Source organism: Methanobrevibacter sp. (assembly GCF_045603845.1).
Classification (GTDB): Archaea; Methanobacteriota; Methanobacteria; order Methanobacteriales; family Methanobacteriaceae; genus Methanocatella.
The window spans coordinates 1-23234 of record NZ_JAZUMY010000100.1; the positions used below are offsets into that span (position 1 = coordinate 1).

General features: G+C 35.3%; 24 protein-coding genes. 20 read left to right on the forward strand and 4 right to left on the reverse strand.

Annotated elements, in window-relative coordinates:
- Window positions 1–119: 119 nt before the first annotated feature.
- Complete coding sequence (locus ACKI2W_RS09650) at window positions 120–509, reverse strand: DUF2971 domain-containing protein (protein WP_407381581.1); 390 nt, start codon at window positions 507–509, stop codon at window positions 120–122.
- A gap of 31 nt (window positions 510–540) precedes the next feature.
- Complete coding sequence (locus tag ACKI2W_RS09655) at window positions 541–1560, reverse strand: transposase (RefSeq protein ID WP_407381583.1); 1020 nt, start codon at window positions 1558–1560, stop codon at window positions 541–543.
- Window positions 1561–1954: 394 nt separating this feature from the next.
- On the opposite strand from ACKI2W_RS09655, the gene ACKI2W_RS09660 reads away from it, so the two are divergent.
- The 5 genes from ACKI2W_RS09660 to ACKI2W_RS09680 all read left to right on the forward strand — a co-directional run bounded on the left by ACKI2W_RS09660 (window position 1955) and on the right by ACKI2W_RS09680 (window position 5452).
- Window positions 1955–2548 (forward strand): hypothetical protein, encoded by a 594-nt coding sequence (locus tag ACKI2W_RS09660; protein WP_407381585.1) that lies wholly within the window; start codon window positions 1955–1957, stop codon window positions 2546–2548.
- 277 nt (window positions 2549–2825) lie between these two features.
- Entirely contained in the window at window positions 2826–3203 is a 378-nt protein-coding gene (locus ACKI2W_RS09665) for a hypothetical protein (protein WP_407381587.1), read from the forward strand.
- Window positions 3204–3276: 73 nt separating this feature from the next.
- On the forward strand, window positions 3277–3513 hold the full coding sequence (locus ACKI2W_RS09670) for a hypothetical protein (RefSeq protein WP_407381589.1): 237 nt from the start codon (window positions 3277–3279) through the stop codon (window positions 3511–3513).
- A gap of 124 nt (window positions 3514–3637) precedes the next feature.
- Window positions 3638–5077: an ATP-binding protein gene (locus ACKI2W_RS09675; protein WP_407381591.1), complete on the forward strand. Its 1440-nt coding sequence runs from the start codon at window positions 3638–3640 to the stop codon at window positions 5075–5077.
- A 138-nt stretch (window positions 5078–5215) separates the two neighbouring features.
- Entirely contained in the window at window positions 5216–5452 is a 237-nt protein-coding gene (locus ACKI2W_RS09680) for a hypothetical protein (RefSeq protein ID WP_407381593.1), read from the forward strand.
- 130 nt (window positions 5453–5582) lie between these two features.
- On the opposite strand, the gene ACKI2W_RS09685 is transcribed toward ACKI2W_RS09680, so the two are convergent.
- The gene (locus ACKI2W_RS09685) at window positions 5583–6884 is read right to left on the reverse strand and encodes a glutamate synthase-related protein (protein ID WP_407381595.1); all 1302 of its coding nucleotides are present in this window, start codon (window positions 6882–6884) and stop codon (window positions 5583–5585) included.
- Between the two features lie 88 nt (window positions 6885–6972).
- Here ACKI2W_RS09685 and ACKI2W_RS09690 point away from each other — a divergent pair, with 88 nt between their 5' ends.
- The 6 genes from ACKI2W_RS09690 to ACKI2W_RS09715 all read left to right on the forward strand — a co-directional run bounded on the left by ACKI2W_RS09690 (window position 6973) and on the right by ACKI2W_RS09715 (window position 11534).
- Window positions 6973–7431, forward strand: coding sequence for a zinc-ribbon domain-containing protein (locus tag ACKI2W_RS09690; protein WP_407381597.1), 459 nt, complete (start codon window positions 6973–6975; stop codon window positions 7429–7431).
- Window positions 7432–7842, forward strand: a complete 411-nt coding sequence (locus tag ACKI2W_RS09695) for a hypothetical protein (RefSeq protein ID WP_407381599.1) — start codon at window positions 7432–7434, stop codon at window positions 7840–7842. It begins immediately after the preceding gene.
- 30 nt (window positions 7843–7872) lie between these two features.
- Window positions 7873–8526, forward strand: coding sequence for a hypothetical protein (locus ACKI2W_RS09700; protein WP_407381601.1), 654 nt, complete (start codon window positions 7873–7875; stop codon window positions 8524–8526).
- Window positions 8527–9598: 1072 nt separating this feature from the next.
- On the forward strand, window positions 9599–10348 hold the full coding sequence (locus ACKI2W_RS09705; protein ID WP_407381603.1) for a hypothetical protein: 750 nt from the start codon (window positions 9599–9601) through the stop codon (window positions 10346–10348).
- Between the two features lie 77 nt (window positions 10349–10425).
- Entirely contained in the window at window positions 10426–10992 is a 567-nt protein-coding gene (locus tag ACKI2W_RS09710) for a hypothetical protein (protein WP_407381605.1), read from the forward strand.
- A gap of 161 nt (window positions 10993–11153) precedes the next feature.
- Entirely contained in the window at window positions 11154–11534 is a 381-nt protein-coding gene (locus ACKI2W_RS09715) for a hypothetical protein (RefSeq protein ID WP_407381607.1), read from the forward strand.
- A gap of 162 nt (window positions 11535–11696) precedes the next feature.
- Here ACKI2W_RS09715 and ACKI2W_RS09720 read toward each other — a convergent pair whose 3' ends face one another.
- Window positions 11697–11843, reverse strand: a complete 147-nt coding sequence (locus ACKI2W_RS09720; protein WP_407381609.1) for a hypothetical protein — start codon at window positions 11841–11843, stop codon at window positions 11697–11699.
- A 45-nt stretch (window positions 11844–11888) separates the two neighbouring features.
- On the opposite strand from ACKI2W_RS09720, the gene ACKI2W_RS09725 reads away from it, so the two are divergent.
- The 9 genes from ACKI2W_RS09725 (at window position 11889) to ACKI2W_RS09765 (ending at window position 22746) form a co-directional block, all read left to right on the forward strand.
- Window positions 11889–12398, forward strand: a complete 510-nt coding sequence (locus ACKI2W_RS09725) for a hypothetical protein (protein ID WP_407381611.1) — start codon at window positions 11889–11891, stop codon at window positions 12396–12398.
- A gap of 63 nt (window positions 12399–12461) precedes the next feature.
- Window positions 12462–14930 carry a hypothetical protein gene (locus ACKI2W_RS09730; protein ID WP_407381613.1) on the forward strand — a complete coding sequence of 823 codons (2469 nt, stop codon included), beginning with the start codon at window positions 12462–12464 and terminating at the stop codon, window positions 14928–14930.
- A gap of 15 nt (window positions 14931–14945) precedes the next feature.
- On the forward strand, window positions 14946–17363 hold the full coding sequence (locus ACKI2W_RS09735; protein WP_407381615.1) for a hypothetical protein: 2418 nt from the start codon (window positions 14946–14948) through the stop codon (window positions 17361–17363).
- Window positions 17364–17696: 333 nt separating this feature from the next.
- Window positions 17697–18410, forward strand: coding sequence for a UPF0280 family protein (locus ACKI2W_RS09740; RefSeq protein ID WP_407381617.1), 714 nt, complete (start codon window positions 17697–17699; stop codon window positions 18408–18410).
- A 228-nt stretch (window positions 18411–18638) separates the two neighbouring features.
- Window positions 18639–19304, forward strand: a complete 666-nt coding sequence (locus ACKI2W_RS09745; RefSeq protein ID WP_407381619.1) for a hypothetical protein — start codon at window positions 18639–18641, stop codon at window positions 19302–19304.
- Window positions 19301–19522: a hypothetical protein gene (locus ACKI2W_RS09750; RefSeq protein WP_407381621.1), complete on the forward strand. Its 222-nt coding sequence runs from the start codon at window positions 19301–19303 to the stop codon at window positions 19520–19522. Before ACKI2W_RS09745 ends, ACKI2W_RS09750 begins: the two co-directional genes overlap by 4 nt.
- A 221-nt stretch (window positions 19523–19743) precedes the next feature.
- Window positions 19744–20124, forward strand: coding sequence for a hypothetical protein (locus tag ACKI2W_RS09755; RefSeq protein ID WP_407381623.1), 381 nt, complete (start codon window positions 19744–19746; stop codon window positions 20122–20124).
- A 12-nt stretch (window positions 20125–20136) separates the two neighbouring features.
- The gene (locus tag ACKI2W_RS09760; RefSeq protein WP_407381625.1) at window positions 20137–21639 is read left to right on the forward strand and encodes a DUF2142 domain-containing protein; all 1503 of its coding nucleotides are present in this window, start codon (window positions 20137–20139) and stop codon (window positions 21637–21639) included.
- A 117-nt stretch (window positions 21640–21756) separates the two neighbouring features.
- A complete protein-coding gene (locus ACKI2W_RS09765) occupies window positions 21757–22746 on the forward strand; it encodes a tRNA-dihydrouridine synthase (protein ID WP_407381627.1) in 990 nt (329 codons plus the stop codon).
- The last annotated feature ends 488 nt before the right edge of the window (window positions 22747–23234 follow it).

Genomic DNA, 23234 nt, shown 5'->3' on the forward strand with positions numbered 1-23234 from the left:
TATTCACTCTTTTATTTCAATGAATAATATTACATTTTCAAATTTATTCATTACTTGTATTTAAATGAGTTTTGCTTTTAAATTATATCCGTAATCATCTTTAATCATTTGATAAATTTTTATTCATAATCTCTACCTATTGCTTTCATATATATTTTATCATCAGTATTAATGTTATATCCTAAATAAATAGATTTTGGTTTTAAGAATTCTAAATATCTTTTTCGATTTTTCCATTTAAAATTAAGTTGGTCTGATTTAAGATTATTTGGGATTACGATTCGCCATTCTTTTTCATAATTCCAAGATTTACCTTTTTTCAAAAATAATTGTGAAATTAATCTATTTTTTGCTTTAAAGTCTTTTAATATCTTTCGACATATGTTATTATTATTATATGCTTTATCTACATAATAAACCGGAAAACAGATATCTCTTAAAAGTTTATCCTCCCAAAAGTTATATTCAATACATACTCCTTTGTGGTTATCAGCATAATGAGCCCACATTGGATTAATATCATATAGGGTGCTAGATTTTTCAGAATGAATCTAGCGTTTTAAATGCTTTTTTTAGTTTGATTTTTAGTTGTTGTTGTCCAGTTTTGTTTGGGGTTTTGGTATTTTCGTTGTTTTGTTTGTTGTCTTTCTTGTTTTTTGTGTTTTTATTTTTTGGTGGTTGAAATTCTATTCTTCCTTCTGCTAGTTGTTGTAGTTGTGTTTTTGTTTTAAATCCTGTTTGTACGACTATTGCAGTTAATAATAGGGCTAGGTAAATGTTTTTGTACATGGATTTGTCTGTGAAGCTGTGGAATTTGCCTAATCCGAATGCTCCTTTGGCTGCTTTGAAGAAATCTTCTATTATTCCTCTTACTGGTTTGTATTCTTTCCAATTCTCTAGTTTTATTAGTAATAGGCGTTGGAGGTGGTTTGTTAGTTTTTTATTTTCTTCGATTTTGTTTTTATTCTTGTAGATCATTAGTGAGTAGGACATTTGGTCTTGGAATTTGTTTATATTGAATATTTCTTTTGGAAATATTACTGGGATTATTTTGTATTTGTTAATTCCAATTTTATAGTTTTCATATGAGAAGTAGCCTCGGTCGAAGTATAATATGTCTTTTGGTTTGATTAGGCGTCTTCTTTTGAGTTCTTTTAAAACTTCGTCAAAAATTTTGGAATCATTTGGTGCTCCAGGATGAATTAAAATTGAAATAGGAGTTCTTGTGGTCTTTTCTAATACTATTGTGACTTTATATCCAATAAAATATCCTTTAGAGTTTGAATAACCGAATTTCAATCTTAATTTTTTCAAATGTTCTTTTGTGATGTACTTGCTTAAAATGTTAATATCACATTCTACAGGTGTTGCATCAACAATATAAGTATCTTTTCGTGTTTTTCTAGGAATATAAAACTTTCTAAGAATAGAATTAACAATATTACAATATATTTCTGGCTCATACCTGCTAAAATACTCATAAACTTGAGATTCAGTAGGAACATCTGAAATTCCCGTAAATTTTCTGAGCTTAGATGACCTATTTAACTCATTAACCACATCAGAAATATTATAATTAAAAAAATATGTGCATAAAAAATATTTTAAGGTAAATTACAAATGTATTTCTATTTTTAACTCCATTACGGTTAAATACGTCTTTTACTTTTTCGTTCTCGATAAATTTAAATACTTTGCCCAATAAAATAAATCTAGGGTCATGTTTATCATAATTTAATCCTGGTTGCATTTTATTCACCAAATAAATATTTGTAACCCATAGTTATTAAATTTTATGGTTATACATTACCCTATTTTTTAATTAAAAAATAATTCATAGACCCCATACAGATTCATAGAGTATTGTGGTCTAACTATTAAAATTAAGGAAGCTACATTCTATTTAATGACACTAATTTTCTAGCACCCTATATACTATCAGGAGCGATTAAAAATGGAATATAATAACATAATCATAATACTGCTTGTAATACTTCTTGTTCTTGCAGCCGCAATTGGAGTTACATTATTAAACCCTGCAAATGCAAGCCATCCCGTTAAAATTACAATCACAAGCGCAAGCGAGCAGAATGAGGGCGGACAGTTATCTGTCCTACTGACCGATTTGAATAACACTCCGCTTTCAAACGAAGCGGTTAATATTACTGTGACTGATTCGGCAGGCAATGCGGTCATGGAAAAGATTGCCCGAACAAATTCAAATGGCGAATCCATAATCGGTTTGGATTTGGCGAAAGGAGAGTATAATGTCAATGTCATTTACAGCGGAAATGATAAATTCGGCGAAAATAGCACTCAGCAGAAATTGACTGTTACACAAAAAGCTGCGCCCAGCGTTTCTTCAAACACTTCCAGGTCTTCAGCCACTCCATATGACATCAACAATCTGCCTCCGTCCAATGACCCATATCCTGAAACGAACAGATATTTCATTGATCAGTATACTGTAAAACAGGAATATGAAGACGGTTATATGAGAACTGTTGATATAAGAACCGGTGAAATACACAGTCTCGGTTTTAAATAAATTGTTATTTTATTCAACGGAATTTAACAGACTAATTTACAGGGTTCGGATAATTTTTTTAACACAACTTTTTAATAATAAAGGCAGGCATAACACACCCCTAACACACCCGTAACAAACTCATAACATACTCCTAACATACTCTTAACACATCTCTAGCATACTCTTAACAAATTCTTAACAAACAAAAGTACTCGAAAGCCTAATCTAATTCGGATAAATAGTTTTAGGATTGACCCAAAAAATTATTAATCCGGCTTAACTAAAATTGATTATAATGAACCTGTTAATATCCATCAAACCCGAGTTTGTCGAAAAGATAATGTCATATGAGAAGAAATATGAATTCAGACGAAGCATCTTTCGAAAAAAAGTCGAAAAGATTTATATTTATTCAACCGCTCCCGAAAAAAAGATTGTAGGCTATTTTGAATTTACAGGTTATGTTGAAGATACCCCAAATAACCTGTGGAATAATTATTCGGATGCTGCGGGCATTTCAAAAGAATCATTTTTTGATTATTTCAAAGGAAAAGACACAGGTTTTGCAATCAGGATTGATAATTTAAATATATTCACCCATCCTATTGATGTCGGCACTTTGGATAATTTCCGGGCTCCACAATCCTTTTGTTATGTTGATGACATATTTTGAAATATTAGTGTTCACACGCTCTCGCACAATCGCCTTAAATATCAAAGTTCATAATTATACTTAGGTGATTATAATGAGAAGCGGTGTTTTAAACGTTTATCACAGAAAAACATATTCGAAAAAATCATATTGGCTTTACAAATTTGAGGAAACTGAAATTACAGATTCAGAACTTTATTCTTTGGAAAAGAAGGTCAAAGAGCTTAATCTTCCATGGGTCATTGTCAAGGATTCCTTGTATGAGTCAAACATTTCAAACGATTTGGCTCACGAGGAAGGATTTTGCCTTATGGACGACTGCATAATCTGACCTTTTTTCCTTTACTTGTAGTATTATGAGTACAAGGCTTTATATATTCCTTGTACTATTTTCAGTACAAGTATTTATATATGACTTGTAGTCAAATGAATACATAAGAAGAAAGGTGAGAAACATGAATTCAAGAGAAGATTATTTAACTTATATAATAAAACAGATTAACACGACACCATACATCGCCGATGAATTTCTAAAAAATGACGATGAAAAATTTCTATACCGCAATGCCTTTATCAACATAAAAAACAGTCTGGATGATTTTTTAGAAGGATATAGAGAAAACAGATTCATGATAATGCAGGGACTAAGAGGAACCGGAAAAAGCACACTGATCTTTCAGGCATATGAATATCTGATTGAAAAGGGAATTGACAAAAACAGAATATTATACCTTTCTCTCGACCAGCTGAAATCATTCAAAAAATCAGACCTTTCGAATCTGGTTGATATCTTTGTTGAAGATATACACCACAGGTATCTTGCGACATTGGATGAGGAGATTTTTCTTTTGGTAGATGAGGCTCAGGAAGATGAAAACTGGTCAAAGACTGGAAAGGCAATATATGACCAGTCAAAGAAGGTTTTCATGATTTTTACAGGATCAAACGCATTGGATTTAGAGATTAATCTTAATTCAGTCAGAAGAACCTTGTTTGAGAGGATATATCCAATGAACTTTCAGGAATATCTTTACCTGAAATATGGGATTGCCGATATCAATATTTCATCTGATTTGATTGATTTATTCTTATCTGGTAATATTGAAAATGCATCAAAAAAAGAAACAGACTTATTAACATCAGCTTCTGTTTTAAAAAAGCCTTTGATGAAAGAAGTTGAATACTTCCTGTCATACGGTGGCTTTCCATTATCTTTGAACCTGAATGAAATTAATGCCCATAGAAAGATTTTTGAACTCATAAAAAGGGTAGTTGAAAATGACGTAAGGCATTACAAGGCATACAACGGGAATACGAAACAGATTATATTCAACATATTGTCATTCATGGCAACACAAAAGCCTGGAGGCCTGTCTGTCAACAATCTGTCAAAGGATATAGGCTCTTCAAGATCAAACATAACAGAACTGCTGAATATTCTGGAAAAGACTCATCTGATTTTCCATATAAAGCCTTACGGAGGCGCATCTAAAATGATAAGAAGCCCAAGCAAGTATTATTTCTTATCACCCACACTCAATGCAAGCATCAATTTCACTCTTGGAAAGCATAATCCCAACAATAGGGACTATCTTGGTGTTCTTGCTGAAACCTATGTTGCATCCACATTTTTCAGATTGAAAAACACGATTTCAAAGCCACATGGCATCTTCGCACCGACAGGAAAAGGAATGTCAGACTTTATTATAACCACCTTTGAAGGAAAGAAAGTGGCTGTTGAGGTAGGCATAGGCAACAAGGACAAAAGTCAGGTCAAAAAAACAATGAACAAATATGGCTGTGATTATGGAATAATCATTTCATCAACAACAAATCTTATAAAAAGGGATGGGGATGTCATATTTTTACCATTAACTACTTTTTCGTTAATGTAAAAAAAGATATATAGGTCTGTAAAACAAAGTAAAAAACAACTAAAAATATCAACTGTCACCATTAATTGAACATGAAAATCATGACCATATGTTTGATGTAATGTTGACAGTGAATATGATTGAGTAAGGTGTTCACAGATGTCCAATGATGAAATATATGATAAGGTAATTCGCAGTGGAGTATATGAAGAAGGTTTTAAGGTAGGTTATAATAAAGGCTTTGAAAAGGCTTGTAAAGAAGGATTTAAGATAGGTTATAGAATAGCTTATGAAAATGCTTATAAAAAAGTATGTATCGGGGATTATAAAAAAGGTTTAAAAGAAGCTTTGAAAAGAGAAATATATCTGGAATTGGATAATGACCTGGAGGATTAGAATGGAAATTGAAAAAAGCCATCATCCAAAAAGATTGAAGAAAAAGATATTGTTTCATTAATTAAAGTAAAACTGCCCTATGACAGTGTTGAAATTAAAAAAAGAGGGTCAAAAGGATTGAAATGGTAATTCATGCATGTCTGATACTGGTATAATCAGATATTTCTGAGTTAACAGTAACCAGATCATCAGTATTCATGTCATGAACATCACTATGTCCTGTAATTATTGCAAAGGTTTTAAGTTCCTCTGCTGATACTTTAAGATAGTTTTCAACCCTTTTTGAAGCCTTTTCAATGTCAAGTCTTTTTCTAAGATTTGCATCCTGTGTTGTAATGCCCATAGGACATTGTCCGGTATGACAGATTCTGTACTGTCTGCATCCGAGAGCCATCAGCGCCGAGGTTCCAACTGCAACCGCATCCGCTCCCATGGCCAGTGCCTTTGCAAAATCAGAGGATATTCTCAGTCCTCCGGTTATAATCAGGTCAATGTCACTTTTATTTTTATCTAAGTATTTCCTTGCACGTGCAAGAGCATATATTGTCGCAAGACTCGTTGAATCCCTTATTATCCTGGGGCTTGCTGCTGTGGAACCTCCCCGTCCGTCTATTGTTACAAAATCAGCTCCTGAATAAATCACATATTCCAAATCGCTTTCTATTCTTCCTGCAGAGAGCTTCACTCCAATTGGTCTCCCATGGGATTTTTCGCGAAGTTCACTTACAAGTGATTTCAAATCATCTTTTGAGCCAACTCCAGGAATTCTTGCTGGAGAGTGAATGTCCCTGCCTTCTCTCATCCCCCTGATTTTTGCAATCTCGGAAGTTACCTTTGCCGCTTCAAGCTGGCCTCCAAGACCGGGCTTTGTTGACTGGCCGAACTTGATTTCAATCGCATCGCTTTTTACCAGATTCCTGTCATTTACGCTGTACCTGTTGGGAACATATTCAAATATGTATTTATATGTATTTTCCATCTCCTCAGCCAATATTCCGCCTTCGCCGCTTCCCTGAGCAGTCCGGGCACATGAGCTTGCCTTTGCAAGGGCGATTTTAGCTTCCCTTGAAAGTGCTCCATAGGACATGTGGCTTATGATTATTGGAGTTTCAATTACCATGGGCTTTAAGGCATTCCTGCCGATAACTGTCCGTGCATTTACTTCACAGTCCATTTCAAGGGGAAAGGGATTGAGGTTGCATCCCAAAATCAGAATATCATCCCAGCCAGGCATTTCAACGTCGGTTGCCATTGATGAGATTATGCTTTTGCCGGATATTGCCATTTCTTCAATAATATTCGCAGATCCTGCTGCTTCAACAAAATTCGCGATTTCATTTCCGCAAACGGGACATCGCTTCACTTCGCCGAGCTTAATTCCCGTTGATTCCTCATTGTGGATGTGTCCACATATCAAGCATCTGTAAATCATACTCTTCAATTGACAGATTCATTATTTAAGGTTTTGGTAACCTTTTTGTGCAATAGCTTTTTAACAGTGGAAAACTAATATTATCAATATGGCTCGAAAATGTAAAAACTGCGGCGAAATCATAAATGACGATTCGCTCTTTTGTTCGAAATGCGGAAACTATATCAGAAGGTCAGGCTTTGAAAAGACATATCCCGTCAAATGGATTGGCGTTGCCCTGTTGTGCATATTTCTGGTTGTATTTTCAGGATTCATGCTTTCATCCAATGACACGAAGGTCGCCACCTCACTCAACATGATTTCATCTTCACAGTTTGAATATTGGGATACCTTTTCAGTACAGCTTACAGATGAATCCGGAAACGCCCTGGCCGACAGGTTCATAACGGTCGCCATCAATGACAATACATACACATTGAAAACGGACAGCAACGGAACCGCCAGCATCAATCTGACACTGACTGACGGGTCATATACCGTAAACTCCGATTTCAGGGGTGATGATGTATACGGAGAGTCACATTCATCGGATGTTGTAGTGGTTTAGATGGAATTCATTTTGAACAATATCAAATATCAGATTTCGGATATGGAGGTTTTTGTGGCCTATCTGCTTGTGGACAAGTATTTTGAAAGCTCCAAGTACGACGTTCATTTCGATTTTCTTGATGATTATAAAAAGGAGCTGACCTTTGAGGATTTAACTGAAGGATCAAAGCTTGTGCGTGACCTTAACTTCATCAATCCCAATTTCAAAATCGACCAGCATCCGAACGGCAATTTCCTGATTTCATACCAGTCATTAAGATTTAAGGATATTTACATGGCGGAGGCAATAGGGGTTCTGATAGTCCTCAACGCCCTTTCTGAGCTCAGACCCGCAATCACACTGGAAGACATCAGGCTGGAAGTTGACAATTTCATCCAAACCCAAAGGAAAAAGTTCATAACCGGATGATTACATAATAATATTAAGGGGAGATTATAAATGAGCGAAAGCAATTTTACACCGATTACACTGGACTTTATCGAAGAGATTAACAATACGCTCAAAAGTCCGGGTTCAAATTACAAGCTTAAAAATGATGAGCTGACAAAGGAGACATTTGAAAACCAGCAGGATATTGAACTGATACAGTATGTGGGCGATGAGGAAATAGAACTGGCCTTTAAAACCAGATTCAAAAACGGAAGCTACTACATTTCATCAGCTTTCGATATCATTTCAGGAGATCTGATGGATGGGCGTGAGGCAAGAGACATTTTCCAGTCCGTCAACATGTATTTCAGAAACGTCATAGCAAATCCAGGCCAGGATTACGCCGAGGAGAAGGAGTCACTTATCAATTTCTTGATTTTAAGCGACGAAAAGTATGACAGGGACACTCTTGAAGCCCAGTTAAACGAGAAAAAAATCACTGACGATTACAATAAAGACCATGAAAGGATATATTCACAGGACGACATGACAGATATCCAAAAGTCACTGGCCTTAAAGGAGCTTGTCCATATGGCAATCTGTGAAGTGATTAATGACATTGATTTGTTCTTTACAAGGCCTTATGATTTGTCTCCTGCTGAAGAACAGGAGAAAAACCGTCAGGAAGCCAAGGCTTTGGAAAATGAGTTGCAGCTGTACTGACTCATTTTCGTATACTTTTTTTTAAAAATGAATTATAATACTTATTCATAATTTGTAATATTTATCAAGATAACGAATTTAATAAATAGTCATAATATGTAATTATTTGTTATAAAAATTTATTTTTTTATCTTAAATTTAATTTAAAGACATAAATATCTTTTTTACCTCATGAGTATAATATTTACTTGATAATAGAACAAATAAACTATTTATAATATAAAATTAAATACTATAATTAATCAAACTCTTGATCCAAAAGGAGGTGATATTATTCAAGACAAAATAATATTGCCAATATTGATATTTAAAATATCTAACTTTTGGCAAATTCGTTTATTTAAGTTGGAGGAATCCTTATGAGTATCCAAAAAAAATTTTGGATTGGAATGCTCATATATACCATCATCACATGGTGTTTGGTATTCTACATCATATGGATTACATATAATTAATTCATGCCATAACTGATTTCTCCTTTAAATTGTAGAAATCATCAAATATTATAATTATTGTTTATCGATAACATTAATCTGTTATGTTTGGGTTTGTTGAGTTATAATAGACACTTTCTACAATTTAAAAATTTAAAACAATAATGTTTATATAATATTTAATGCATAATATCAATTAGAGTTTAAATCCATTTGGATACTAAATTCTAAAAGTTTAATAAACGAATTTGAATCAATGTCTAATTGTCTCAGCATGTTCAATCATGTTGTAGACATTGATTTTAACTATTTTTCATCAAAATTTAACTGACTCATTTTCGTATACTTTTTTTAAAAATGAATCACAATTTTTATATATTGTCTGGTACATAATATTTACTGGAATTTGGATACCAAATTCTAAAAGTTTTAATAAATGAAATTTAATCAATGTCTAATGGTCTCAGCATGTTCAATCATGTTGTAGACATTGATTTTAACTATTTTTCATCAAAATTTAACTGACTCATTTTCGTATACTTTTTTTAAAAATGAATACAAACATTTATATACTATGAACTCCTACATTTAATTGTGTACACAAATTTGAAAAATGTAAACTTAAAGGAGTTTTATATATGAATGATAAAGACCCAAAAGAATTCAGATTTGGTAATGAAAAATTCGGAGGATCTTACAGACCTGGTGAATTTGAATTTAAATTCCCGGATGAACTGACCCGTGAAGAATTTGAAGAAATGTTTCGTGAAAGAATCGAATCACTTCACAAGTTAGGACGTGAGTTCATGCCCTTCGAAGAAGAAGTCAAAACTAAAAAGGAAAAACTCAAACCTCTCAGCATTCGCGTGAAAGCGCACACCAAGGAATTTTTCAAAAACAATTCTATCTTAAGCGCACGTGAGGTTCTGGAGTTATATGAAAACTTCAACAATGGAAGCGAAGCTTTCATCAACTCTCTTCTGGAAGATGAAAAGCAGTTGGAACAGCAATTAGCAGAAATCCAGGAAAAACTACACAATGCAAAATTATTTAAAGAAAAGCTCAACGACTTGGATCTTGAACCTATCAAAATGACAGATGACGAAATCATTTCATCACTGGAAGAGAAATATGAAAACTCACAAATCAAGGCGGCTGAAGGCGCAGATGAAATAATAGCTGATATCGAGCTTTACAATACCAAGAGCGTTGTCATGCCTGAAGCGAATTATCTCGAAATTAATGCTTCAAATGACATAATACCTGTGGTATACTACTTCAGCAATGATCTGGCTGAAGAGGACGTTGTTGCCATATTGGCCAAGGTCAAAAAGCACTGCGATGAGGCTGAAATCGAAAATTCTTTTTTTGAAGACGATGGTGAATAGCTCACCATCCTCCAAACCTTGTGTATAATATATGTTTATATATCTCTTTTTCCCATAATATAGACAAGGTGATTTAAGTGGCGAGAATGAAAACAATTCTTTTAATATCATTGATTCTTCTTTTAATTATTCCAATGGCAGGAGCCGAAAATGTAACAATAAAGGGGGTTGACTTTGAAATACCTCAACAGTATGAGCACGGCACCCTTAAGGAGTCATCATATCTATATCAAAGCGGACTTACATTCAGAATATTGTCTCTGGATTATGACAAAAACCTCAAAATCAACTATGGCGACGATATAGTCAACGCAAATTCCGCAGAATATACCAACATTGAAGGCCATGACGCAGTTGTAATCTATAAGACATACGAATCAAGAAACTACACGACGGTGTATTTTGCAACGGGAGACAACATTTTTCTGGTATGCTTTAATGACACCTATGTCAATGACGACATCACGAAACTGATCGGACAAACTCCTGCCCAGACGATGTCAACAGATGAGTTTGCAGACCGTCTCAACAACGCCCTAAACGATTATAAAGACCAGCTGGCTCAGGAAGAGGCTGAAATAGAATACGAACAGTACCAAAAATCAAACAGGCCCACCAGCAGATATTTCTTCTTCTGGCTCTAATACTGTTCAGATGCTCTCGGACATTTTATTTATATTCAAAACTGCATAGTATCAACTGGAGGTTTTAGAAATGTTCGATGAGATTATTGAAGAATTCAAGGAAAAACAGGAAATAATGCTGCCGCTGATTGATCCTGACTGCATAGTCACCGCTTTGCTGTTTGAAAGGTTGTGTTAGGATAATAGATTTCTACATCAGTCAGCTGCTGAGACTGGAGCCATCACCATACTTTAAGGTCCTTCTCGATAAGCTTGTAGGCGAGCTGAAATATCTCAAATACCCGAACATTGAACTGGTTGACATCATATCCATCAAAATCATACTGGATTTCATATTGAGTGATGATTCGTTAACCCGAATACACCGCGATTATATCAAAGAGGCAGTTTTTCTCATCAGCGACATTTTGGGCGACGGTCTCTACGTTAAAATAGAGCCCCGGATAATTACAATTGAAAGGGAGTTTTACAAAAACATCGCACCCAGTGAAAAGCAGTTTGAGGACAGGCTTGCCGAAGAGATTCGCAGATTGCTGATTTAGCATTGAATTTAACATTATTTTTCAAATGCTAAACTAAACATTATCAATATTTGGATTTGTTAAAAATGAACAATTAATTTAGTAAATTATATATGTAAATGTTCATAAATGTATTATTATGTGTTTGTGAGGTTTAAAAATGAATGGAATTCTATTTGCAAATTACAGGCTTTCCATGTATTCCATTGAGAACATGTTCAAAGCCCTGCAGGTCATGTTGCCTAAAATGAAACGAAAGGCATATTCTGTCTGTAATAATTTTCTTTTTTCCAGTAAACCTTCCGCATATGAACCTTTAATAGCCGTCACGTATTTTAAAAACTGTTTTTCTAAATATAGATATGGTGATTTAATATGGATATGAAAAAAATATTGGCTCTACTTATTGTTCTTGTGGCAGTAATTAGTTGCCTCAACGTTGTAAGTGCAGGAATTTTTGACTTTTTGGGCGGTGAACCTGAAGCGGTTAATGAAACTTATACCTTTGACGGATTCACCCTTGACTTTGCGGCCAACGCTTCAATAGTTAACTTTACTTCCAGTGAAGACGGATACAGTGTAAACTCATACATAGTAAGTACTGATGACATGAGCTTCTTTGTGGATATTTCCACAGGTTCAATGCTTGTTGATTCAGCAACAGAATATGCACGTAACTGGGTTAACAATGACGGAGCTACATTAGGTGGAGAATACGGAAACTGGACAATCATAGATTTAAGCACAGTAACATCAGACGATGATGACAATTCCACCATTTCAGGCTACATCTTAGCTTACCATGACGGAAGCAAACTTGTCAGCATCCAAGGTGATGATTTACAGGCACTTAAAGAGATTGCTGATACTTACAAACCACAATAAACAATATTTGATGCTGTTAATTAATTTTAACAGCATTTTTTTTTAAAAAATAAGAGGATAACAATGAAAAAAATACTACTTTTGAGCTTATTGCTTTTCATCATTACAATGTCTGCAGTATCTGCAAGCGATGATATTAATGAAACGTTGGAAATAAGTGATGAGGCTGAATTAAGCGCAAATCCCGGAACGTTCACGGAACTTCAAACTAAAATCAATCAGGCAAGAGAAGGTTCAACAATAAGTCTGGATAAGGATTACGCCTATTCCGGATCGTCAACTTTAGGAATAACAATTACAAAATCAATTACAATAAACGGAAACGGACACACGCTTGACGGAATCGGAAAGTCCCCAATACTCATTATAGACACGAATATGTATAAGACATACAATTTCAACAACATTAATTTCATCAACGGATACACAACCGGTTATATAAACGGATATTGGGTTCCTGGAGGCGCAGCAGTCTCCTGTCATGCGATTGAATCCACATGTAACTTCAACTACTGCAACTTCATTAACAATATTGCTCCTGACTGTGAAGGAGGTGCAATTTATGGCGAGGTTGCAAACATTAACTATTGCAATTTCCAGAGCAACCATGCAACTACTGAAGGAGGAGCAATATGGTTGGATGGTGGAAATATAAACAATTGCGTCTTTGAAGACAATCATGCTACAGGTTTAGGTTCATCAGGCGGTGCAGTTTTCATTGAAAATATGTATGCATGCAATATTGCCCAATCAAGATTCATAGGCAATTCAGCTGATGCAGGCGGAGCAATAGATGCACTGACTGTAACAGGTTATCCTTATTCATCAGCGGTCATCTCCAATTGTTATTTCGAAAAGAATAAGGCTGCAATGGGCGGTGCCGTATCTTTCATGGGATCTGAAGATGAATCAGATTTGAAATTTGAGATAAAAAATTGTAATTTCGTTGAAAACTCCCTCACTGATTTGAATGAGGGTTTGGGTGCTGCAATCAGGGGATATATGCATCTCGACATTGACCATTGTGATTTCACAAACAATGCTGTCGGAAATGATGCTGTCATAGCTGATGCGAAAAGCATTACCAACTGTAATTTCAACTCCAATACAGATGGCTTTTTTGTTAGTGTTGGACCTGAAACAACACTGAAAAATAATATAATGAATGCAAACAACAGATATGATATTGAAATTTTAGGAGATCCTTCTGATGTCAAATTCGATTTAAATCTTGTATTTGCCAACAGTGTTGTTGCGCCAAGCTCAAAAATAGAGCTATGCCAGTTCATTGACGATAAAGGAAATACTGTATTTTTCAGATGGTTCAATTCAATTGAAGTGAAATTCACAAACAGGGATACCCGACAAACTACAACAGAAAATTTATGGTATGATGATGAATCAAAAGGTTTATATTACATATGCAGTCTGGCTGAAGGGGTATATGATGTCACAGCTTCTGCCGATTTAGGCAATGTTAAGGTTAAGCCGGGGGTTTTGACTGTTGACGGAAATACCGATTACACTTTGACTGCACAGAATCTCACCAAGTATGTCGGAGGACCTGAAAAGCTCATTGTTTCAGTTGTCAACGGAAATGGTAGGTTGATTCCCGGTCTTCAGGTATCATTCACGATAAACGGAAAGGATTACAAAAGAACAACAAATTCTGAAGGTATTGCTTCAATGAACATCAATTTGGGTGCGGGAAACTATTCAATCAGATGCTCCTGTGCAGATGCAAGCTGTGATGCTGATGTTCAGGTAATATCCACATTGTACGGCTCTGATTTGACCAAATATCACAGAAACGCAAGCCAGTACTATATAACTTGTCTTGACTCTAATGGAAATAGGATTGCTAAGGGAAGCGTTGAGTTCAACATTAACGGAGTATTCTACACAAGAACTGTAACTGACGGTGTCGGTAAGCTCAACATCAATCTGGAGCCTGGTGACTATATAATTACTGCCAGAAACCTTGCAACAAACGAGCTTCACTCAAATAAGGTTAAGGTCATAACGACAGTCGTTGACAATCATGATTTGACCAAGTATTACAGGAACGCTTCTCAGTATGTTCTTAAGCTTCTGGACGGTCAGGGAAATGCCGCCGGTGCGGGCCAAAGTGTCTCATTTAACATCAACGGTGTTTTCTACACAAGAACTTCAAATGCCACAGGCCACGTCAAGCTCAACATTAACCTGCAGCCTGGAACCTATATAATCACTGCTGTTTACAACGGCCTTGCTGTTGCAAACACTGTAAAAGTGCTTCCGATTTTACAGGCTGAGGATTTGTCAATGTCCTATCGTGACGGATCCAAGTTCAATGTCACTGTTTTGGACGGTCAGGGAAATCCTAATCCTCTTGAAAACATCACATTCAACATTAACGGTGTGTTTTACAACAGGACCTGTGACAGTGAAGGTGTTGCCCATCTAAACATCAATCTGATTCCGGGCGAGTACATAATAACTTCAATGTACAATAATATTGCGATTGCAAACAAAATTACGATTTCAAATTAGATATGGGGTAAGTTTATGGATAAAAAATGGATAATTCTAATATCAGTGTTTATTTTCATGATTTCACTTTCAGCAGTATCTGCAAGCGATGATATAAATGAAACGCTGGAAATAAGTGATGATACGCAATTGGGAGCTGATGCGGGAACATTTTCTGCTCTTCAAAACAGAATCAATTCCGCTTCTTCAGGGTCCACAATAAACCTTGAAAATGACTATACATACAATTCCGGCTTTTCAACAGGCGGAATAATTATTAAAAAGTCTCTTACTATCAATGGAAACGGACATACCATTAATGCACTTGGAAAATCAGCAATTATTCGAGTTGCTGATTTCAACACAGTCACATTCAACAATATCAATTTTATAAACGGATATTATGATTATGAATCAGGTGCATTAAGTGCCCGGGGCATAGACGCCGTAATAAATGTTAATAACTGTAATTTTGAAAATAATTATGGCGGTTGGTATGGAGGTGCAATTTCAGCTGAGGTTGCAAATATTAACAACTGTAATTTCAGAAATAATCATGCGTATTTTAATGGAGGTGCATTGTTTTTTGAAGGAGGAAGCATTAACAATTGTCTTTTTGAAAATAGTATTGTAGAAAAAGATGATACTGGTGGTGCAATCTCCATTGATGTTCAGCATCCAATAACAATCACACAATCCAGATTCATTAACAATCATGCTTTTTCCGGTGGAGCCATACATGTTATGGGAGGTGCCAGTATGGAATATGCGCCGGTAGTTATATCCAACTCTTATTTTGAAAAAAATACTGCAGAGGATGGTGGTGCAATTACCGCTTCCGGAAACGATTTTGACCAGGATCTGTTCATGGAAATCAAAAACTGCAATTTTGTTGAAAATTCTAATCTGGATGGAAGAGGTTCTACAATATACGGTTATAAATATTTGAATATTGATGGCTGTGATTTTACAAATAATGGTGCGGAAAGCGCAGTGATATATTATGCAAACAGCATTACCAACTGTAACTTTAACTCAGATAAGGATTGCTGCTTTGTTTATGATGTAGAGAACTTAAAAAACAATAAGATGACTGCCAATAATAAGTATGACGTTGAACTTTTGGATGGAGCTTCAGATGTAAAATTCAATTTGAATATGGTTTTTGTCAATTCGCTTGTCGCACCAGACTCAAATATAAAGTTATGCCAATTGCAGGATGATGACGGAAATAAGATAAAATTATGGACAAATCCAACTGTCAATGCAAAATTCACAAACAGGGATACCGGACAAACAAGCAGTGAGACATTATGGTCAGAAGATGGCAGATATTATTATACCTGTAATCTGGCTGAAGGGGTATATGACGTCACAGCTTCTGTCGATTCAGGCAATGTCAAAGTTAAGCCGGGTGTTTTGACTGTTGACGGCAATACCGATTACACTTTGACTGCCCAGAATCTCACCAAGTATGTCGGCGGGCCTGAAAAGCTCACTGTTTCAGTTATTAACGGAAATGGCAGGCTTATTCCGGGCCTTCAGGTATCATTTACGATAAACGGAAAGGATTACAAAAGAACAACAAATTCTGAAGGTATTGCTTCAATGAATATCAATTTGGGTGCGGGAAACTATTCAATCAGATGCTCCTGTGCAGATGCAAGCTGTGAAGCTGATGTTCAGGTAATATCCACATTGTACGGCTCTGATTTGACCAAGTACCACAGAAACGCCAGCCAGTACTACATAACATGTCTTGATGGCAGCGGAAATAAGGTTGCTAAGGGAAGCGTGGAGTTCAACATTAACGGTGTTTTCTACACAAGAACTGTTACTGACGGTGTCGGAAAGCTCAATATCAATCTGGAGCCTGGTGACTACATTATCACTGCCAGAAACCTTGCAACAAACGAGCTTCACTCCAATAATGTTAAAGTACTAACGACAATTGTTGACAACCATGATTTGACCAAATATTACAGGAACGCTTCTCACTATGTTCTTAAGCTTCTGGACGGTCAGGGTAATGCCGCCGGTGCGGGCCAAAACGTTTCATTCAACATCAACGGTGTTTTCTACACAAGAACTTCAAATGCTACAGGTCACGTCAAGCTCAACATTAACCTGCAGCCTGGAACCTATATAATCACTGCTGTTTACAACGGCCTTGCTGTTGCAAACACTGTAAAAGTGCTTCCGATTCTTCAGGCTGAGGATTTGTCAATGTCCTATCGTGACGGATCCAAGTTCAATGTCACTGTCCTGGACGGTCAGGGAAATCCTAATCCTCTTGAAAACATCACATTCAACATTAACGGTGTGTTTTACAACAGGACCTGTGACAGTGAAGGCGTTGCCCATCTAAACATCAATCTGATTCCGGGCGAGTATATAATAACTTCAATGTATAATAATATTGCGATTGCAAACAAAATCACTATTTCAAGTTAAAGATTAACTTCTTTAACATTCTTTTTTTATTGACTACCTACATTGGATTATATAAAAAATGGATTTTTCTCAACCGACTTGTTTTAAATTAATTGATGATTGATAATTTTAATACTTTTCATTTTTGAGTGGTGAATAATAACATGAATTTTTAATTTAATCGATGGAAAAACTGTTGGAGATAATCATGAAAAAAATTGCTGAATATGCATCAAAGATAGAAAATTCAAAAAATGTATAATAATCAATTTCAGCACAATAACTTAAATAAAAGGATTAATATAATAATTAATAATTCATTAACCGTTGAAAAATAACATAGGGATTAATCAAATGCATTTTCAGGAAATCAATTTGGAAGAAACTCATATCAGATTAACGAGCGATTTGGCAAATCATGACCTTAAGAGATATATCTACAGGATAAGATCTGATTTGAAAAAATATATCCTGAAAAATCCTGATTTCAGGCTGTCACTGGAACCTGTTAAAATAGCATATGATGACTTGCCGTTAATTGTTGAAAGAATGTATCTATCATCTATTTGTGCGGACGTAGGGCCTATGGCAAGCGTTGCCGGAACAATATCTGAATTGTCGCTTAATTACCTGATTGAAAATGGCTCTGCTTATTCAATTGTGGAAAACGGCGGAGATATTGCACTTGTCAATGACAGGAAAGTGCTGTGCGGCATATATTCCAACAATGAAATTCTGGGAAATGAAATCGCCTTTCGCTTAAAGGCCAGGAAAAAGCCCCTTGGAATATGCACGTCTTCAGGCAGAATCGGCCATTCAATAAGCTTTGGTGAGGCGCAAAGCGTTACTGTAATATCAAAAAGCCCTTCAGTTGCTGACGGACTTGCTACAAGAATCGCAAATGACGTATGTGGTGAATCATCAGAGGACAGGGTATACAATGGCCTTGAGACTGCGGAAAACTACTCCCAGTATTTTGAGGGGGTGCTGATAATATCAGATGATAATGTCGCAACTGTAGGCAGGCTTCCAAAGATTGTTGAAACATCAGAATTTGACTTTAAATAAATAATTTGAGGCAATTTTTTTACTTGAAATTATCATCGCCATGAAAAATATGATTATTTCAAATTCATTTAAAATAACCTTCTGATTAAAATATTCATATAATCAAGTTATATTCAAAAATAAGGTTATATTGTGCTATAAAAAACTAAATATTTTATATATGGCTTTTAATAAATAAAATATTGCATATGCAGATTGAATTTTTCCGGAAATTCGAGGAACTATAATATGAAATTAAAAAATAAAATAGAATTGAATGAACTTGTGGAGATGATGATGAATGAGAGAAATCATAATCCTCATGATTATTGTTTTCGCTTGATTTCATCAAAATATCCCAAAGAAACACATAATGTGTTTAATTTTCCTGGTGAATATGCAAATTCACTTAAATTGGATGTTTTTACAGAAAATGGTAGAAATCTAAAGATGGATTGTGCTCAACTTGTCATGCCAAAAGGAGATATAACATGTAAATCTACAATTAATGTTGAACATCAGAGTTATCCTTTGCTTGATGATAAGATAGCAGTTTTGTATGATTATAAGTTATTTTTGATTCATCAAACGAATATTCCATCAAATTCTGTTGTTATTACAAATATCGATCCTGGAAAACAAATATTATGTTTTGAAACACATGATCAGATTTACAAAATTCGTTTCATTGTAGTGACTGAAGAGGATATTTCAAAAAGGTTAACTATGTTGGAAAACATAATTAAAATCAAGAGACAATTATCTATTGAAGAAGCATTGAACTTTGTATATGATGCTATTTTTGTGGATGATGAAATCGCTGCGGAAATTTTAGAAAAGTTAGCTGATCTATTTTCAAAAAGTAAAATGGAAACGAATATTCAATTGGATATCCATCAAGTTCTGAAAAAATGATTAAACATTTCTTTAGAAATGAAGAAAATAAATGTAAGGAGTTGTTAATAGTGATTTCAAAATCAGTATACCAACAAAATTATGAGGGACTAACATATAAGGAGTTTAGTGAAATCCAAATGGAAGAGCTTAATCAAAAGCTAGAAGAAAAAGATAATACAATTAAAAAACAACAAAAAGAAATAGAAAAACTTAAACAACAAATTTCTAATAGATGAATTTTATATTCATCTCTTTTTTTATTTTTGGATTTTAATTATGATGATTCCTAAAGATATTTTTCAAAAAATTATGAGGGACTAACGTATAAGGAGTTTAGTGAAATCCAAATGGAAGAGCTTAATCAAAAGCTAGAAAAAGATAATGCTATTAAAAAACAACAAAAAGATTGCATCACCATCAATTTTATTTAAATATATGATTTGATAAATAATTAAATATGAATAATAAAGTTTTAATCATTTTGGCGATTCTTGCAATTGTCTGTTTTGGAATATTCTTTTTTCAGCTGAACCATAATATAACTACTGTCATAGTGTTTAATGAAACTGAAATTCCCGAAAACGGAACTGCAGTCGGTTTTCTGATGGATTCCTATGGAAGGGGAGTCGCAAATCAGACAGTTTACTATCATCAGGCAGGAGACAATGAGGGAGTCATGGTCAATGTCACAACAGACAGCGAGGGCATCTTTAAGATTGAAAACATGAAATATATGCCCGAAAGTGCAGGCAAGAATTATTACGGCGATATCCTGTTCGAGGGGTATGGCGAATACAGAGGATGCCTTTATGAATATAATCTGACTGTTTTACATTAAAATTGGTGAATTATGTTTGAACTGAAAGATATGGGAAAATACATTGGTCTTTATGTGCTTATTGTACTTGCATTCAGCATGTTCTTTATGAATTTCGCTGACTATTCCCACATTAGCTTTAAGATAGCCACAATAGCGTTTCTGATAATTATGGGAGCATTGTCACTCATCCTTTATAACTTCAAAAATTTGGATTTGCATAAGGTGGCCTTTGTCATAATACTGCTTTTCGGAATAACTATGCTTTTTTTAACTCCGCTTACTGACGCTTCAGATGAAATCGAGCATTTCATACGTTCTGATATTGTTTCTACGGGCCAGATTTCAACTGACTATGTTCCAATGCCAAATACAACATCCTACGGATACCAGACAGTGACCACTACAATTGTCTTTGCAAATGCAACGGGAATGACGGTATTCGACACGGACGTGGATGATGCCAAGATTGATTATTCGCCGAACTATTTCAACTCAGCGTTTTCCCAGAATCCGTTCTACGCTTATCTGGCGCCTGGAATAGGCATATTTCTGGCAAAACTGTTTGACCTAAATGCGATATGGATGCTGTGGCTTGGAAGGCTTGCCAACATAATATTGTATGCGGGAATCGTTTCATTTGCAATCAGAAAGGCACCTAAATTCAAGCTGCCTTTGCTTATCGTGTCAATATCACCTACAGTGATTCTTCTTGCAGCCTCAACAAACTGTGACGGTCTTTTCACGGCGCTGGCTCTTCTTGCATTTTCATATTTCCTTTATTTCATGGAAAACACGGATATCCGATGGACGGATCTTGCAGTATTTTTCGCAAGCATTGTCCTTGCAGGATTTCTCAAATTGCCATATCTTGCGCTGAGCCTTCTTGTATTTCTGATTCCCCGTGAGAATTTCACTGACAGAAGACAGGATATCATATCAAAGCTGGCAATTTTACTGGTACTTGGTTTAGGGCTGGTTTGGAGTGGATATGCAACATCACAGCTTTTAAACTCATGGAGAGGCCAGCACATGATTGAAAACAATGTCAATGCATCAGCCCAAATCAGCTATCTGCTCTCAGATCCCTTCATATTAATTGAAAAACTGTCCAGATTAGTGACGGAATTGCCTGTTGTAGTCGACAGATATTTCTTCTTCCCGGACGCCGGACGTGTCCAGTTCTCACAGCTTTTCGCATCCATCTATACAATATTCATTTTAGGATTTTCTCTCCTGTATCCTTTGGATGAAAAAATCAGCGTAAGCAGCAGAATCAGGGCATTTGCAGTTGCATTTATCATATATGCAGGCGTGATGTTTGCCCAGTATCTGACATGGTCTCCTGTAGGTGCGCCGAACTTAACTGCAGGTGTTTACGGACGTTATTTCGCGCCTTTGCTGATATTCATACCTTTCATTATCGGAAACGTCCATGAAGGATTTGACCGTGAGAAAGGAAGCCTCATAGCTTTGGCGCTGGCCATGGGAATTACTGCAGGGGTTATGATAATGACTCTTATGATTAAATATTAGCTTGTAAGGTTGTAACCTGTAAGTTCACTTTTTGTTGAAAATGGGTAAGGTTGTAACCTGTAAGTTACAGCATCATATTAATAGATTAAAAATCAAATTATCATTAAGGAGATTATTATGAAAGACATATTTGATGAGTGTGAATTCGGCGACTTGAAGCTTAAAAGCCGCATTGTAAGAACAGGCCTTTGGGAATCACAAAAGGAAATGGGAAACCTCTCACCGGAAATATTTTTAAGGTATGAAAGGCTTGCCCAAAACCATGTGGGACTGATTACAACGGAACTGATTTCAATCTATCCACATGACCGCTTCAGCGACTATTCGCATTCCATTAACAGCACAGCATTCATTAAGGAATTCAGATACCTCACAGGCATTGTGCACCAGTATGATGTCCCTATTCTTGCCCAGCTCGGTTTTGTCAACTGCAACGTCAACGGACGCCAGAACATCAGCGTGAATGACCTGACAATCGAAGACATAAGACAAATCCAGTCAGACTATATCGTTGCGGCCAAAAAGGCATCGCTTGCAGGTTTTGACGGAATCCAGATCAATATGGGAAACAGCTACTTTTTCGCTAAAGTAATTGATCCAAGTGAAAACAGAAGAAAGGATGACTATGGCGGAGACACTTTCAAAAGGGCAAAAATGATTCTTGAATTAATTAAGGTGCTTAAAGATAACGGTGATTTGCATATCAGCTGCCGGATAAACGCAAACGGCGAGGAAACTTTAAAGATTGCTGAGCTTCTTGAAAAGGTAGGTGCCGACAGCATTCAGATTACAAAGCCGTCATCCCCGCAGTACTTCACAAAGGATTCTGAAAACAAAAATCTATTATTTGATATAACTGATGAGATTGCTCGAAGCGTGAACATTCCTGTAATCTTAGGTGGTGGACTGTCAGATATGGATTCAATTAATGAAGTTATAAACAGCACCAATATTGATTTTGTATCCATGCAACGTCCGTTTGTATATAATCCGACGTTTTTAAGCGAGTGGAAAAACGGCAGTGAAGTTGAATCATTATGCAGGACATGCAACAACTGCTACTGGAAAAAGACAAGCACGTGCCATATTGTCCATGATGAAGAATAATTTTCTATGCTAAAAAAAGATTAAATCATAATAAGTTAGAATCAGAGAGATTCTAACTAATTATTATATAAATAATTCTGTGATAGAACTTATTTTATTATAAGGTATTAATAATATTTAATATTATCTATTTTAATTATTAATGTAGGGAGGACCCCACAGAGAAAAATACTAACTCTTTCCTTTGCATTCAACAACTGATTACCTTAAAAAGATAATTATTTGAAAATTATGATAATTATCTTAATTATGTCAATTATAAGCTTTACCAAAAACTCATAATCTTTTTTCATTCTAATCACATTATTATTTATATATGTATTTTTAAGTGGTCAAAACCTACAAAAATAATATTAAATTTTATTTTATTTAAATTAGATAGAATTTCATCGAGTAATATTGATTCAAGTTGTAATTATTTATTGTTTGATTGAAATTTCCTTAGGACATAAAAATTGCCTTGAGTGAAAACATTCAAGTTATGAAAT

Coding starts and splice junctions, on each gene's coding strand:
- ACKI2W_RS09765 (WP_407381627.1), top strand. CDS start 21,757: ATGAAAGACATATTTGATGAGTGTGAATTCGGCGACTTGAAGCTTAAA.
- ACKI2W_RS09700 (WP_407381601.1), top strand. CDS start 7,873: ATGAGCGAAAGCAATTTTACACCGATTACACTGGACTTTATCGAAGAG.
- ACKI2W_RS09675 (WP_407381591.1), top strand. CDS start 3,638: ATGAATTCAAGAGAAGATTATTTAACTTATATAATAAAACAGATTAAC.
- ACKI2W_RS09695 (WP_407381599.1), top strand. CDS start 7,432: ATGGAATTCATTTTGAACAATATCAAATATCAGATTTCGGATATGGAG.
- ACKI2W_RS09705 (WP_407381603.1), top strand. CDS start 9,599: ATGAATGATAAAGACCCAAAAGAATTCAGATTTGGTAATGAAAAATTC.
- ACKI2W_RS09735 (WP_407381615.1), top strand. CDS start 14,946: ATGGATAAAAAATGGATAATTCTAATATCAGTGTTTATTTTCATGATT.
- ACKI2W_RS09685 (WP_407381595.1), bottom strand. CDS start 6,884: ATGATTTACAGATGCTTGATATGTGGACACATCCACAATGAGGAATCA.
- ACKI2W_RS09755 (WP_407381623.1), top strand. CDS start 19,744: ATGAATAATAAAGTTTTAATCATTTTGGCGATTCTTGCAATTGTCTGT.
- ACKI2W_RS09730 (WP_407381613.1), top strand. CDS start 12,462: ATGAAAAAAATACTACTTTTGAGCTTATTGCTTTTCATCATTACAATG.
- ACKI2W_RS09690 (WP_407381597.1), top strand. CDS start 6,973: ATGGCTCGAAAATGTAAAAACTGCGGCGAAATCATAAATGACGATTCG.
- ACKI2W_RS09660 (WP_407381585.1), top strand. CDS start 1,955: ATGGAATATAATAACATAATCATAATACTGCTTGTAATACTTCTTGTT.
- ACKI2W_RS09750 (WP_407381621.1), top strand. CDS start 19,301: ATGATTAAACATTTCTTTAGAAATGAAGAAAATAAATGTAAGGAGTTG.
- ACKI2W_RS09760 (WP_407381625.1), top strand. CDS start 20,137: ATGTTTGAACTGAAAGATATGGGAAAATACATTGGTCTTTATGTGCTT.
- ACKI2W_RS09725 (WP_407381611.1), top strand. CDS start 11,889: ATGGATATGAAAAAAATATTGGCTCTACTTATTGTTCTTGTGGCAGTA.
- ACKI2W_RS09740 (WP_407381617.1), top strand. CDS start 17,697: ATGCATTTTCAGGAAATCAATTTGGAAGAAACTCATATCAGATTAACG.
- ACKI2W_RS09650 (WP_407381581.1), bottom strand. CDS start 509: ATGTGGGCTCATTATGCTGATAACCACAAAGGAGTATGTATTGAATAT.
- ACKI2W_RS09680 (WP_407381593.1), top strand. CDS start 5,216: ATGTCCAATGATGAAATATATGATAAGGTAATTCGCAGTGGAGTATAT.
- ACKI2W_RS09665 (WP_407381587.1), top strand. CDS start 2,826: ATGAACCTGTTAATATCCATCAAACCCGAGTTTGTCGAAAAGATAATG.
- ACKI2W_RS09745 (WP_407381619.1), top strand. CDS start 18,639: ATGAAATTAAAAAATAAAATAGAATTGAATGAACTTGTGGAGATGATG.
- ACKI2W_RS09670 (WP_407381589.1), top strand. CDS start 3,277: ATGAGAAGCGGTGTTTTAAACGTTTATCACAGAAAAACATATTCGAAA.